13 protein-coding genes are annotated in these 14382 nt (G+C 38.3%); all 13 read left to right on the top strand.

The window, feature by feature from the left end; all coding sequences use genetic code 11:
* Positions 1–219: 219 nt before the first annotated feature.
* Positions 220–1272 (top strand): 2,3-butanediol dehydrogenase, encoded by a 1053-nt coding sequence (locus BANVL01_RS07970; protein WP_066086606.1) that lies wholly within the window; start codon positions 220–222, stop codon positions 1270–1272.
* Between the two features lie 1386 nt (positions 1273–2658).
* The gene (locus tag BANVL01_RS07960; protein WP_066086615.1) at positions 2659–3723 is read left to right on the top strand and encodes a LacI family DNA-binding transcriptional regulator; all 1065 of its coding nucleotides are present in this window, start codon (positions 2659–2661) and stop codon (positions 3721–3723) included.
* 3 nt (positions 3724–3726) lie between these two features.
* The gene (locus tag BANVL01_RS07955; protein WP_066086621.1) at positions 3727–4347 is read left to right on the top strand and encodes a bifunctional 4-hydroxy-2-oxoglutarate aldolase/2-dehydro-3-deoxy-phosphogluconate aldolase; all 621 of its coding nucleotides are present in this window, start codon (positions 3727–3729) and stop codon (positions 4345–4347) included.
* Between the two features lie 12 nt (positions 4348–4359).
* A complete protein-coding gene (locus BANVL01_RS07950) occupies positions 4360–5094 on the top strand; it encodes a sugar phosphate isomerase/epimerase family protein (RefSeq protein WP_066086625.1) in 735 nt (244 codons plus the stop codon).
* Positions 5095–5180: 86 nt separating this feature from the next.
* Positions 5181–6464 carry a citrate transporter gene (locus BANVL01_RS07945; RefSeq protein WP_066086628.1) on the top strand — a complete coding sequence of 428 codons (1284 nt, stop codon included), beginning with the start codon at positions 5181–5183 and terminating at the stop codon, positions 6462–6464.
* Between the two features lie 74 nt (positions 6465–6538).
* Positions 6539–8671 (top strand): hydantoinase/oxoprolinase family protein, encoded by a 2133-nt coding sequence (locus BANVL01_RS07940; protein ID WP_066086630.1) that lies wholly within the window; start codon positions 6539–6541, stop codon positions 8669–8671.
* Between the two features lie 86 nt (positions 8672–8757).
* Positions 8758–9321 (top strand): hypothetical protein, encoded by a 564-nt coding sequence (locus BANVL01_RS07935; RefSeq protein WP_169803146.1) that lies wholly within the window; start codon positions 8758–8760, stop codon positions 9319–9321.
* A gap of 5 nt (positions 9322–9326) precedes the next feature.
* Entirely contained in the window at positions 9327–10271 is a 945-nt protein-coding gene (locus BANVL01_RS07930; RefSeq protein WP_066086635.1) for a sugar kinase, read from the top strand.
* A complete protein-coding gene (locus tag BANVL01_RS07925; protein ID WP_066086636.1) occupies positions 10268–10891 on the top strand; it encodes an orotidine 5'-phosphate decarboxylase / HUMPS family protein in 624 nt (207 codons plus the stop codon). Before BANVL01_RS07930 ends, BANVL01_RS07925 begins: the two co-directional genes overlap by 4 nt.
* Positions 10892–10893: 2 nt before the next feature.
* Positions 10894–11427, top strand: a complete 534-nt coding sequence (hxlB, locus tag BANVL01_RS07920) for a 6-phospho-3-hexuloisomerase (protein WP_235845508.1) — start codon at positions 10894–10896, stop codon at positions 11425–11427.
* A gap of 277 nt (positions 11428–11704) precedes the next feature.
* Positions 11705–12967 (top strand): mechanosensitive ion channel family protein, encoded by a 1263-nt coding sequence (locus BANVL01_RS07915; RefSeq protein WP_066086640.1) that lies wholly within the window; start codon positions 11705–11707, stop codon positions 12965–12967.
* A gap of 385 nt (positions 12968–13352) precedes the next feature.
* On the top strand, positions 13353–13487 hold the full coding sequence (locus tag BANVL01_RS28555; RefSeq protein WP_268874916.1) for a hypothetical protein: 135 nt from the start codon (positions 13353–13355) through the stop codon (positions 13485–13487).
* 118 nt (positions 13488–13605) lie between these two features.
* Positions 13606–14382, top strand: a 777-nt coding sequence (locus tag BANVL01_RS07910) for a nuclease/transposase family protein (protein WP_501193475.1), incomplete at its 3' end; no start/stop codon positions are given.

Below are 14382 nucleotides of genomic sequence, written 5' to 3'. Positions count from 1 at the left end.
ACTTCATCCTTTTTTACATAATTAAAGTTCGAAATGTTGTAAAAAAAGAAAAGAAGGTGGACTCATCTTCCTAAAACGACTAGAGAGACAAAGAGCAGATAAATTGTCTTTTAAAAAATTTAGAGTGATAATTTAATTGTAAACACATGTGTTACATCTTAAATCTTTTAATTGAATAATATTTTCAAAGACTGTACAAAGCTAGGAGGGCTTCTTAAGATGAAAGCAGCAGTATGGTATGGAGCAAAAGATATTCGAGTGGAAGACCGTGATGTTCCAACAGTTTCTAGTAACCAAGTAAAGATTAAAGTTGCTTGGACAGGGATTTGTGGAAGTGATTTACATGAATATTCTGTAGGACCGATTACTATTCCAGCAAATGGCCCGGATCCTTTAACAGGTAAGCAGGCACCGTTAACAATGGGACATGAGTTCTCTGGTGTGGTTGAAGAAGTTGGCTCAGAAGTGAGTGGTTTTAAACCTGGTGATAAGGTTGTAGTAAATCCTTTAATTATTAGTGGAAATCATAAGGATCCATTAATTGATATGTATAAAGGATTTGGCTTTGTCGGTTTAAATTCCGATGGCGGATTTGCAGATTTAGTTGTTGTTGATGAAAAAAATGTTATTAAGCTTCCTGAAGATTTGTCCTTAGAATATGCAGCTCTTATTGAACCGACAGCTGTTGCTGTTCAAGGTATTAAGGAATCCGGATTGAAATTCGGTGAAACAGTAGCTGTCTTTGGCGCAGGTCCTATCGGTTTACTTACAATTATTGCAGCAAAAGCAGCAGGTGCTAAAGAAATATTTGCTTTTGATTTATCAGAAACTCGATTACAAAAAGCTAAAGAGGTTGGGGCAACACATGCTGTCAACTCAGGCCAACAAAATCCAGTTGAATACATTAGATCCATTTATCCTGACGGAGTTGACCGTACATTTGAGGTTGCTGGAGTTGCGCCGACTTTTAACCAAGCGATTGCAGTCACTCGTGCCCGTGGAGTTGTAACTGTCGTTTCAATTTTTGAAAAACCAGTAGAGTTCTCTCCAATGCAATTAACTGTTACTGGTGTGCATTTGGTCTCAACACTTGCCTATGAGCCAGATGTGTTTGAAACAACTGTCAAATTAATAGCAAGCGGCCAAATTGATCCTTCACCTGTGATTACTGATCACATTGAATTAGAAGATATCGTTAATAAAGGATTTGAAGCCTTGATGAAAGATAAATCTCAAGCAAAAATCTTAGTAAAATTAAGTGGAGAAAAGTAAGTTCTGAAATATACATTTCATAATAAATGGTAGAAAAAATGCTAACAAGGCAAAAGGCTTCTGTACATTTTGTTCAAGGGTTCCGTTTTGAGGTGCTTTTCTTAAAATACGTGCCGAAATGACAGTTGTATTGGCATCGTTATTGGGATATAAAAAAGGAAAACTCGCCATAGAAATGGCGAGTTTCTTTATTAGGAATACAAAAACCTGATTTATATAAAACCTCACTTACTTGTGATATGGTTCACCGTAATGCATCAAAATGAGGTTCTCTTGGATTTTTGAGATAAGATTCACTCCCTTTTAAATAAAATGTCTTGTCCTTAATCGAGTAACCAGCAAAAGTAAAATAAGCGGAGAGTTTCAGGTTAAATGCAGAATAGAGCTCGTTTTGAGGAAAATAAGGTGAGGTTTTCCGGTTATGCAAGGCAAAATCCCTCATTTTCACGTTTTTCGAGTCAATAGGCGGAATCTCTCCGTCTATTTAAGCCTTTTTTAATAAAAATCACTAATTAGGTGAAATTTTTCCGTCTATTTTTCAGCTCGGGTGCTTAACCTGATCCCCCAACCGATAAGTGCGGACACTTTTAATTCTAGAAGCGGGAATCAGCTCCTTTTTATCGACCAACTTATAAAGATCAATAAAATGGGTACTCAAAACGGCACTGCAAATGACAGAAGTTTTGACCCTCTTTTTTGATTGTACAATACTTATTGACCATCATAATAATGATGTCAATTGCTTTGTCAAAGTTAATGGAATTTCGTAGAAACCTTGATAAATAAAGAAAAGACGTATGCCAATTCATACGTCAATTCTTGTGTCTTTTAATAAGAAAGCACCCGAAAAAGGAACCCTTTAACATTTTGTACGGAAGCCTTAATGTTTACTCATTTCTATAAAAGGTGCTCCCACCAAATGTCCATCACGTCTTTTCCTCAAAAGGATAAACTCCATAAACAGATGAATAAGTAACACAATAATACTACGACTAATAAGAACCTTTTAAAAAAATTTGTAAACCTTCTTGATATTCTAAAAATATAGGTATATACTATTTTATGAAAACGGTAACAAGATTGAATATTATTTTTTTTCTATCTTTGTAAACCGGTTTCTAAAAAAGTTGACGTATATGGCTATCAGCTGCCGATGAAAATATTCACTTATCAGACCTAAAACCTGGAAGTGAATTTAATTAATTGCCTTTTGTAAACCGGTTTCTAAAGAGAGAGAGAGAGTGACCAGCTGATAAATATAGTATTCACTTAAAATTCATTCAGTCCCAACTGTAAAGTGAATTTAAACAGGATTGTCTTTTTGTGAACCGGTTAACTAAATCGATAAACACGATATTTCAAAAGAAAAGGAGTTGGGTTGATGAAATGGGTCATAAGGCTAAAGGGGAAAAAATTCGAGTAACTATCAATGAGGTTGCCAAAAAGGCAAACGTATCCAAAACAACAGTCTCCAGATATTTAAACGGTAAATATGAATATATGTCGGAAGAAACAAAGGAATTGCTCGGCACCGTCATTGCCCAATTAGGCTATCGACCGAGTAATCTCGCTAGAAGCTTAAAAGCGAAGAATTCGGGTGTTATTGGCTGTACCATTGCCGATATTGGAAGTCCTTTTTCATCGATTGTTTTAAAAGGAATAAGTGATTATTGTAAGCAATTGGGTTACAACGTATTATTTGCAAACATTGGTAATGATTCGATTAATGAGATAGAAAGCATTCAATCATTATTGGATAACAAAGTAGATGGCTTAATTATTAACACAACCGGTAAAAATGATGACTATCTTTTATCACTAAAAAATGAAGGAATTAAAATTGTTTTGACCGACCGCAGTTTAAGTAAGCCCAATCTGCTGGATACGGTAGCGACTAATAATTATGAAGCAACATTCGATTTGGTGAAATATTTGTACGAGCAAGGCTACAAACGGGTAGCGTTTTTCACCCAAGATATGACGGTTATTAGCAGCCGTTACCAGCGTCATAAAGGATTTAAGGACGCCATGAGAAAGTTTTTTAATATGGATGGAGATTTGACTACTTATGTTGTCGAACTTGATGATCCTCAAAATACAGATGATAGTTTAAGGAAATTTGTAAGCGTTTCAAAGGGTGAGCCGGCTGCTATTTTTACTGTTAACGGCGTGACGCTATTAACGGTCCTACATGGAATGCAACGGCTAAATATTGAAATCTCCCCTCAATTAGGAATATGTGGATTTGATGACTGGGGTTGGGCGTCCTTGATTCCCCCTGGAATAACAACTCTGACACAAGAATCCTATGAGTGCGGCGTTCAATCTGCCAAGCTATTAATCGAGCGCATTAAAGAACAAGGCGAATTCGAACCCAAATATATAGAGTTGCCGGCACAGCTTGTCAAACGCGGCTCTACAGATCCGAAAGCTATTAATGGAGGCGGTTAAAAAATGAAAAAACAAGAAGTCATGGCAAAGCTGCAAGGAAAAATCATCGCGGTTATTCGTGGAAATGATCTGGAAGAAGCCAAAGAAATCTGTAAAGCTCTCGTACACTCGGGAATTACCACGTTAGAAATTACCTTCAGCCTTCCGAAAGCAGAAGAACTAATCCATACACTGAAATCGGAACTTCCGGAAGCCGTAATTGGAGCAGGTACGGTTTTAACGAAGGAACAAGCTGAATTAGCTGTATCAAATGGAGCAGATTTTATCGTTTCTCCTTGTGTGGTAGAAGAAGTTGGTTCCTATTGCAAACAGCATGAGATTTTTTGCTCATTAGGGGCTGCTACCCCAACTGAGGCTTATCGTTCATACTTGGCAGGAAGCGATGTGGTGAAATTATTCCCAGGTGAGTGTGTATCAATGAAAATGATCAAAGGAATTAAAGCGCCAATGCCATTTATTGAGATGATGCCGACCGGGGGAGTAGATGATTCGAATATTAAAGAGTGGTTTGAAAGCGGTGCCTTTGCAGTTGGATTAGGCGGCTATTTAACCAAAGGGATTCATGTCGATAATCTGGACCTATTGAAAGAAAGATGTGAAACGATTTTACACGCATTACAGTAGGAGTGGGGAAACGTGAAAAAGAATCAAATAGTCATTAATACACTTGTCTATCTTGAAGATTTACAAGCTGGTGTACCTCAAAGTGAAATGGTCGACTGGGTTCATGAACTCGGAGTAAAAAACATTGAAGTTAGAAGAGAGTTTATCAAAGACCGCCAAGAACTGCAGGATATTAAAAATAAATCAGAACAGTATGGAATGAACATCTTTTTTTCTGTGCCAGATGTGCTCTATGAAAATCATCAACTAAAATATGAATCGCTTGAAATGTATTGTAAGGAAGCTTTCGACATGAATGGCCGCTGCATAAAACTAAATATTGGCGAGTATAAACAATTTGGTGACGGAGATTTGCAAACGATTACTAGGTTGACAGAACAATACAAAGTCAAGATCACCGTTGAAAATGATCAAACCGAAAGCAATGGAAGATCTCAAAAAATCTTTGATTTCTTGACCGAGGTTAAACAACTGGGCGGATCGATTACCTTTACCATCGATATCGGGAATTGGCTATTCCAAGGGGAAGACCCTGTTGAAAATGCCAAACTGCTTCAATCATTTGTCACTTATATTCATATAAAGGATATAGATAAAGAGAAAAATACAAGACTATTGAATGAAGGGCTAGTGGATTGGAAAAAAATCATCGAGATTCTGCCGAAGGATCTACCGGCTGCCATTGAGTATCCAATATCTACAAAAGAAGTACTAGTTTCAGAAATTCAAAAACTGCTAGAAATTTAGGAGGCGATGCCCAAAACTACTAACAAACAGATCGCAAATAACAGTTAAGTATCTATTGATAAACATTTTACTAGGAGGAAAACATAATGGCGTTAACAATTGGTATCATTTTGCTAATTACGTTTATCGGATTTATCGTTTATGCAGTTAAAGGTGGAAACCTAATGATCGGATTCCTGATCATGGCTGTTATTTGGTCAGCACTTGGAATGATTGGTGGAAAAATTACTTGGGATCAAGCAATGACGCAGATTTTCCAAGGCGGGCCGGAAAGCTGGGGGCCAACGGCCGTTGTTGTTGTTTTTGGTAGCTGGTTTGGTCAAGTATTAGTAAAAACAGGTGTCGCTTCAAAGATTATCCGTATGACTGTAGAACTTGGCGGGGACAAGCCTCTTGGTACAACCGTATTATTGTCCATCGTTACGGGCCTAATTTTTACAAGTACATTTGGTGCTGGCGCTGTTGTAGCAATTGGGGTTATTGTTCTTCCAATTCTATTATCACTAGGTGTACCGAAATCCTTAGCTGTTTCTGCGTACTTAATGTCAGTCGGTTCCGGTATGTATGTCAACATCGTGTTATTTAAGCAAATGCAAGGGATCTTTACAGATTTCCCATATGATGCAAGCTATTTGAAATTTGGTTTTACAGCGATGGCTGTTCAATTACTCATTGTCATTCTCATGTTGTCCGTCAGACTTCGTAAATCAAAGGTTAGTCATGCTTGGGCTGCAACAGCTTCAGGCAGTAATGAACAAAACGTACCAGGTATTGCGCTAATCACTCCATTATTGCCCGTTGTTCTTGCAATCGGATTTAATTGGCAGCCAATTCCGGCGTTCATTGTATCCGCTTTATTTGCGCTATTTATAACTGGAAAAATTAGATCTTACAAAGATGCTGAAAAAATTATTTCTAAAACCTTCTATGATGGTGTAGTTGACGTTGCAGGTTTACTTGGTTTCTTGTTCATTCTTCCAATGTTCAATAAAGTATCAGGAGCAGTTTCACCATTCTTTGAAAGTATTTTAGGCGGAATCATGCCAACCAGCACATTAACTGTAGCCATTTTATTCATGGTCATTGCTCCACTTGGTTTATTCCGTGGTCCATTAACCGTATTTGGTGCTGGTGCTGCAACAATCGGGATTTTAACAGGAGTAGCTCACATCCCAGTGGCATTCTTATTCCCATTAATGTATATCCCAACGATTTCAATGAATATTTCAGCTTGTCCTACTCAATCTTGGAACTTGTGGTCAATTAACTATACAAAAACAGATACAAGAAGCTTCCTGCTTTCAGGTGCACCATGGACATGGGGTGTTTGTGTCATTAATATAGCCATTGCCTATATTATGTTCGGTTAAGAAACGCCATGAAATCGGTGGGTCCTGTTGAAGGAGCAGCCGATTTCAATAAAATTGGAAGTGGAGGAATAAAAATGGCCAAAAAAGCTATTCGCGTCGGTATAGATGTTGGGGGAACTCATACAAAAGCAGTCGCAATTGATAATGAAACACATGAAATCATCGGTAAAGGTTCCGTCATGACCACCCATGATCATCCAAATGGTGTGGCTGCTGGTGTTATCGAAGCCTTTAAATTATGTTTAACAAAAAACAATATTAATCCAGAAGATGTAATTTTTATCGCTCACAGTACGACACAAGCAACAAACGCTCTTTTAGAGGGCGACGTTGCCGAGGTTGGGGTTATTGGGATCGGTAAAGGCGGCCTGGGCGGCTGGCTTGCAAAAAAACAAACTAAAATTGATGATATTGATTTGGGTACTGGCCGAATGATTAAGACACATCATCGCTACATGAAACAGAAAGAAGTAAACGGTGAAAGTATCAAAAAAACAATCAAAGAATTAAAAGACGAAGGTGCAGGAGTTTTTGTCGCTTCCAAGGCATTCGGTGTTGATGATTTAACTGAGGAAAAAGAAATCCAAAAACTTGCTGTTGAGCATGACGTTCCTGTTTCAGTTGCATCTGAAATCAGTAAGCTGTACGGTCTGACTCGAAGAACAAGGACAGCAACCATTAATGCCAGCATTCTGCCAAAAATGCTTGAAACGGCAAACAGTACAGAAGGCAGCGTCCGTCAAGCCGGGATTCAGGTTCCATTAATGATCATGCGTGGTGATGGCGGGGTTATGGGGATTGATGAAATGAGAAAACGTCCTGTATTAACCATGCTGTCCGGTCCTGCCGCCAGTGTGGTTGGTTCATTGATGTATTTAAGGGCATCAAACGGTATTTATTTCGAAGTAGGCGGAACGAGTACGAACATTGGAGTTATAAAAAATGGACGCCCGGCTGTTGATTACTCAATCGTTGGAGGCCATCCCACATATATTAGCTCCTTGGACGTTCGCGTATTAGGTGTAGCCGGAGGAAGTATGGTCCGTGCATCAAAAGAAGGTATTGTTGACGTTGGGCCAAGAAGTGCCCATATTGGTGGTATGCCTTATGCCGTCTTTACACCGATTGAAGAAATCGTCGATCCGCAAGTAGAGTTTTTCTCTCCTAAAGAGGGTGATCCGGCTGATTATGTCTATATTAAACTTAAAAACGGCAACAAGATCACCATTACAAATAGCTGCGCAGCGAACGTATTAGGATATGTAACCCCTGAACATTATTCATATGGAAACCCTGAGGCTGCCCGGAAAGCAATGGAGCCGCTCGCCAAATATATGAATAAGACGGTAGAAGAAGTGGCTAGACAGATTTTGGAAAAATCTTATGAAAAGATTAAACCAGTCATCGAACAATTCGCGGAAAAATATAAACTGGAAAAAGACCAAATTTCTCTCGTTGGCGTGGGAGGCGGCTGTGCATCTTTACTTCCATTTACTGCTGAACATATGGACTTGGAGTACAGCATTCCAGAAAATGCAGAAGTCATTTCTTCTATTGGTGTTGCCTTAGCGATGATTCGTGATGTGGTTGAACGGGTTATCCCATCACCGACGAAAAAGGATATTGCGGATATTAAGAAAGAAGCCGCAAATATGGCCATCGCTAATGGAGCCGTGCCTGATTCCGTTGAGGTTCAAATCGAAATCGATTCTCAAACGAATAAAGTAACAGCGATTGCAATGGGTTCTTCGGAAGTTCAAACAACGGATCTGTTAATGGCATTAAGCGAAGAGGATGCCAAAGCACTGGCTGCCAAATCAATTGGTGTACCGATTGAGGAAACACAATTGGTTACGAAGAGCAATGTCGTTTATGTCTTCTCTGCCAATGGGAAGAAAGAAGGTTCTAAACAAATCAGAATCGTCGACAAAAAAGGCTTTATTAAGGTACAACGCGGAGACGGTGTCGCTGAAAAATGCACCGTAGCAGAAGCACAAGAAGTGATCGGCAAAATGTGGGAAACTTTAGCCGTCTTCAAGAGTGATATTAAATTAAGTCCTGATATTTATCTTTGTATTGGCGGTAAGGTATTGGATTATGCAGGCATGCTAGATAAAGATCAGTTATTCATGGTCGTTGATACAGAATTATCAACCATGGAACCAAATGAAGAAATCATTATTGTCGGAGCAAAAAATGATTTATGATCACCGATAAAGTAAACTTTTTAACAAACATATCGGATCATGAGTGGGGTAGATATGCATTCAGCAGAGACCCTCTCAACCGTAAAGTGACTGATCCTGTAAAACAGGAACTTATTGAAAAAGCAATTGAATGCGGCAATCAGCAAGCTGTTCAACTAAGGCAAACATATCCCGTTCTTTCCGTTAAAGAAATAGCAGCGAGGATGAACGCAAAAATAAATTATAAAGATTCATATAGCATAGAAAATTATATAATGTTTGCCGTGTTTCACAGTCCAAACAGCATTACATTATTTAATGATAATATTGAGCTTGTCAAAAAATTTATCCAGGAACATCAGCTCGGGTTAATGCTCGATCATGTTGATGTGGAGGAGCTTTTAATAGCCCATGAATTGTTTCATTTTATAGAAGAGCATAATGCTGATATTTTTACAAAAAACACGAAAATACCCCTTTGGAAACTCGGGAAATTTCAATATAAATCACGGCTGGTGGCACTTAGTGAGATTGCAGCGATGCAGTTTGCAAAAGGCTTGCTCTCGCTTGACTTTAACCCATTCGTTTTCGATGTTTTAATGTTGTTTCCCCATCATGAAGGGAAAGCTAATCAGTTATTCAATGAAATTACAACTATCATAAGGAGTTAATCGATATGAGTAAAATACTGTTATTTGGTGAACCAATGGCTATGTTTACTGCAGAAACAGAGGGTCCGCTGGAAGAGGTCGAGTTATTCAGAAGATCACTGGCAGGTGCAGAGGTGAATGTCTGTACAGGGCTTTCCCGGTTAGGGCATAAAGTATCCTATGTAACCAAGCTGGGACAAGATCCGATGGCACATTATATTAAAAACTTTTTAAATCGGGAAGGAATCGGTACTGAATTCTTAACCTTTGACCCCATTTATAAAACAGCCACTCAATTAAAGAGCAAAGTTTCCGAAGGGGATCCTGTAGTCGCCTATTATCGTAAGGGGTCAGCTTTTTCACATATGAGTGCTGCTGATATTGATTTAATCGATTTTGATGGGGTTGATCTTGTTCATGTGACGGGGATTCCACCAGCATTATCGTTAAGCTGCCGTGAAGCAACATACCGCCTAATGGATCGTGCAAGAGAGAGTGGCATTTATATTACCTTTGACCCTAATCTTCGTCCAGCTTTATGGGAAAGCGAAGAGGTAATGGTAAAAGTAATCAATGAACTGGCCGCTAAATCCGATTTGATTTTGCCTGGAGTATCCGAAGGATTGATTCTGGCCGGAACGGATAATCCAGAGAAAATTGCAGATTTTTATCAGGATCTGGGTGTCAAAGAAGTCATTATCAAGCTTGGAAGCAAAGGAGCTTACGTAAGAACTGAATCCGGAAGCTTTTATCAAGAAGGCTTTAAAGTGGAAAAAGTAATCGACACAGTTGGAGCCGGAGATGGCTTTGCTGTAGGCGTCGTTACCGGTAAGCTGGAGGGGCTGTCGATTCAGGAAACCATTACCAGGGCGAATGCGATTGGTGCAATTCAGGTCACATTTGTAAGCGATAACGAAGGCCTTCCAACGAGAGAAGAATTAGACAAATTTATTGGGAGTCATTCAAAATGAAACTTCAATTAGCAGTGGATCGGGTAGCGATTGAAAAAGCGATCGAAATAATCCGTGAGGCCGAAAATGATATTGATATAATTGAAATCGGCACTTCACTGATCAAGGATTTTGGTCTCGAATCTGTAAAGCGAATCAGAAAAGAATTTCCGGACAAGGTTATTTTGGCCGATATTAAAACAGTGGATGAAGCAGAATATGAATTCGAAGCAATTTATCAGGCTGGTGCCGATATTGCCACTGTTCTTGGCGCTGCTTCCTTGGAAACGATCAGAATCTGCCAAAAGGTCGCCCAGAACTATCAGAAGGATTATATGATTGATTTGCTTGAGACGTCACCTGAAAAGCAAATAGAACTTAAACAATTTACAGACGGTATCCTTTGTGTTCATCTTCCGTCGGATAAAAGCACAGGTTTACTAACTTTAATAGAAAGTACTTTATCACAGATTCATGATTTTCCAAGATTGTCCGTTGCTGGGGGAATCAATTCTCAAAATATTGCCGAAATCAAGAAAGCTAATTTTGAAATTGCGATCGTCGGTAGTGCGATAACGAAATCAGCTAATATAAAAGAATCAGCAAAAATGTTTAAAACGATAGTGGATGGAGATGAATGAACATGCTTGCTTCCATTTTAGAAGAAATAAATGAAGTCGTTTCAAAAGTTGATGAGCAATCGTTGGCAGATGCTGCCGCGGATATCGTAAGGGAAAAGAGAATCTTCGTGGTTGGTGAAGGCCGTTCAGGGCTTATGGCGAAAGGATTTGCCATGAGGCTCATGCATTTGGGCTATGAAGTATATGTAGTAGGTGAAACCATTACACCAGCCATTAAAGAAAATGATGTAGTGGTTGCGGTTTCTGGTTCAGGCAAAAGTGCGAATGTGGTTTCCGATGCAAAAAAAGCAAAAGAAAAAGGAGCAAGGGTCTTAGCGTTTACCAGTAATTTGGAATCGGATTTAGCAGGCAGTGCGGATTTGACTGTATTGGTGCCTGGCACTGTAAGAGGAGACCAGGGCGGTAACAGAAAATCAATTCAATTGTTAAGTTCTTTGTTCGATCAAAGTGTTCACATCGTTTTAGATGGTTTATGTTTATATCTGAGCAGACGTGATGGCGTATCCAATGAAACTGCCACAGGAAAGCATTGGTAAATAAAGAAGATACATGGAAAAATAAATCTATGATGAAGTCAACCCCTGTCACGTTTTAAAGTGCAGGGGTTGCTTCGTACAATAACCATTCCCACGGGTCAGTCCCCCGGAAAATTAAAGATTTACCATGCCGTGGGAACTGATCCCTTTTTCCCTTTTTCGAAGTGTGGTTATAAATGTAAAGACTAGAATAGGAAAAAGGCTCTATAGAAACTTCCCTACGGCTTTCTGTTATAATATATAAATATATTAAAATAACATCAAGGGAGAGGCATATATGAAGTACATAAGTAACCTGCTTTTAAAATTTGAAATAGATCCCACCATAGCTGGGTATCTTTCAATTATTATTATGATTCTTTTAATAGCGATTATCTGTGTTGTAGCCCATTTTATCACAAGAAAAGTAGTGATCAGGGTTATAACCCATATTGTGAAAAATAACAAATTCACGTGGGATACAATGCTTTTGGAAAGAAGGGTATTTCATAAGCTATCTCATTTTGTTCCTGCAATTATTATTTATTATTTTGCATCAACCTTTCCAAGCTATCAGAAATTGATAGAAAAGGGTGCCATTGCCTATTTAATCATAATGGGATTAATGGTGATGAGTAGCTTATTAAATGCAATTAATGATATTTATCAAACCTATGATATATCTAAGGTTAAGCCAATAAAAGGGTATATCCAGGTAATTAATATTATTGTCATTACACTTGGAGTTGTATTGGTGATTGCGAACCTGGTTGGAAAGAGTCCACTTGTTTTTCTAAGCGGGATTGGTGCTCTCTCTGCCGTACTTATGTTGGTTTTCAAAGATTCTTTGTTAGGACTTGTTGCAGGGATTCAATTGGCTTCCAATGATATGGTTCGGGTTGGGGACTGGATTGAAATGCCGAAATACGGAGCAAATGGGGATATTATCGATATTTCTTTAAATACAGTAAAGGTACAAAATTTCGACAAAACGATTACTATGATTCCAAGCTATGCGATGATATCGGATTCCTTTATAAATTGGAGAGGGATGCAAACCTCTGGAGGGCGACGGATTAAGCGATCCTTATTTATTGATATAAATAGTATTTCATTTTGTACCGAGGAAATGATTAAGAAATTTAATACAATCGACTATCTCTCGGACCATATTATCGTGAGGGAACGTGAAATTGCAGAGTACAATACGAAGAACGATATTAACCGGAGCAATCCAGTGAATGGAAGGGCTCTTACCAATATCGGTGTATTTAGGGCGTATATCAGCAATTACATTCAACATCATCCTGGAATCAATCAAGAAATGAGCTTAATGGTTAGACAATTAGAACCAACAGAACATGGGCTGCCTCTAGAAATATATGCATTTTCAAATGATATAAGATGGGCGGTATACGAATCGGTCCAAGCGGATATCTTTGACCATCTTTTCGCCGTAGCACAGGAGTTTGGACTTCGCATATTCCAGAATCCATCTGGGCATGATTTGAAAACGATAGTAGATGAATCAAAGAGGGAAGTAATGAAATATAGGGACTAAGTTTTAAGGTCAGAACCCAACGTGCTAATGCTTTAGCGGGCTGGGGGTCTGACCCTTTTTCTTGGAAATGAACAAAAGTGCCTGGCATCAACCAGAAATTTGGAAGGTGCCAGGCACTTTTCAGTATTAAATAGTATGGATTTCTATCATTTTAATTTGATAGAGTGTTAATTTATGCCGAGTTCTAGGGCCAGACCCTTTAATCCAATAATTTAGAATGGGTAAGGAAAGAAAAATATTCATCGAGTCTGGGAGGGGTAATGTAAGATAGGTGGGTTAAGTTCCGTGAAAAGGTAGAGAAGGGTAACGACGTGATACTGTTGGAGTCGAAATTGGCGATTGATCTAGTGGTGGCATTAATTGTTATCATCAGGTTGATGGGGAAATGGAATTAGCACAAATTACAACATTAGATTTTTCATTTGAGGTAATTTTAGCAGATTTGGTTGCTAATATTAGCGTGGAAGATACATATAAATGGTGGCATTTGGTTATCAGAAAGCAGCATAATACCCCCTAACTTCAGATATGGGGATATAAGCTGTTATTTCATTTTTGGAAATGGACTAATACTTTGTATTCTATCAACCTATTTAATATAATAAGAACATAGGTTCCGTTTAAAGGAGGTGAAAAGAATGTATAGTGCCTATAAAATTCAAATCCATTCCGATCATGAACTATTTGAATATTGTGATTCTCTCTGCTTCAAAGCGAAAAATTTGTATAACATTACAAATTACTACGTTCGACAGGTATATACAGCCCTAAACGCAGAAAAGAAAAATGAAAATCAACAACAAGTTTTGATGGATATCGAAACATATTTACCGATAATGAATGAAATTCGACAGAAACACTATGAAAAGGAAATGGTAAAACCTAAGAAAGTAGATAAAAAGGGTAAAGAAATAGAACCGAAGCTAAAACTCTTTAAAATGCCAACCAAAGATCAATCATTCATTGGGTATAGTTTTGTTGAGGCCTTGTTTAAAGTCATGAAGCAGGTTGATTACACTTCCATGCCGTCTCAGTCCAATCAACAAACAATGAAAAAGGTATTTGATGATTGGAAGAGTTTTTTTAAAGCGTCAAAAAAATATAAAATCAATCCAAGCTGCTTTCCGGGTAAACCAAAGATTCCTAAATATAAATCAAAAACAAGCAGAACAACGTGTTATTTAACGAATCAAATCACAGAAATTAAGGAAGGAAATGTTCTCAAGTTACCGGGAACCAGATTTCAACTGAAATTAGGAAAGGTAGCCCTTTCAGAAGGAAAGCTGCAACAGGTTCGAATCGTACCTTCCTATGGTCAATATGTTGTGGAAGTCGTTTTCAAAGCTGAACCGCAAGAAAAGGCGATTTTAAGAACAGAAGAACAAATCAATAAATTCATTTTCGAGCCGAAAAAA

It is taken from the genome of Neobacillus novalis NBRC 102450 (assembly GCF_001591805.1).
Lineage (GTDB): Bacteria > Bacillota > Bacilli > Bacillales > Cytobacillaceae > Neobacillus > Neobacillus novalis.
The sequence above is the reverse complement of the archived record's forward strand: the minus strand, read 5'-3'. Positions and strand labels throughout refer to the sequence as shown.

Excerpts from the sequence above, each read along its gene's own strand:
- BANVL01_RS07915 (WP_066086640.1), top strand. The coding sequence starts at position 11,705 with ATGAAGTACATAAGTAACCTGCTTTTAAAATTTGAAATAGATCCCACC.
- BANVL01_RS07970 (WP_066086606.1), top strand. The coding sequence starts at position 220 with ATGAAAGCAGCAGTATGGTATGGAGCAAAAGATATTCGAGTGGAAGAC.
- BANVL01_RS07930 (WP_066086635.1), top strand. The coding sequence starts at position 9,327 with ATGAGTAAAATACTGTTATTTGGTGAACCAATGGCTATGTTTACTGCA.
- BANVL01_RS07945 (WP_066086628.1), top strand. The coding sequence starts at position 5,181 with ATGGCGTTAACAATTGGTATCATTTTGCTAATTACGTTTATCGGATTT.
- BANVL01_RS07955 (WP_066086621.1), top strand. The coding sequence starts at position 3,727 with ATGAAAAAACAAGAAGTCATGGCAAAGCTGCAAGGAAAAATCATCGCG.
- BANVL01_RS07940 (WP_066086630.1), top strand. The coding sequence starts at position 6,539 with ATGGCCAAAAAAGCTATTCGCGTCGGTATAGATGTTGGGGGAACTCAT.
- hxlB (WP_235845508.1), top strand. The coding sequence starts at position 10,894 with ATGCTTGCTTCCATTTTAGAAGAAATAAATGAAGTCGTTTCAAAAGTT.
- BANVL01_RS07925 (WP_066086636.1), top strand. The coding sequence starts at position 10,268 with ATGAAACTTCAATTAGCAGTGGATCGGGTAGCGATTGAAAAAGCGATC.
- BANVL01_RS28555 (WP_268874916.1), top strand. The coding sequence starts at position 13,353 with ATGGAATTAGCACAAATTACAACATTAGATTTTTCATTTGAGGTAATT.
- BANVL01_RS07960 (WP_066086615.1), top strand. The coding sequence starts at position 2,659 with ATGGGTCATAAGGCTAAAGGGGAAAAAATTCGAGTAACTATCAATGAG.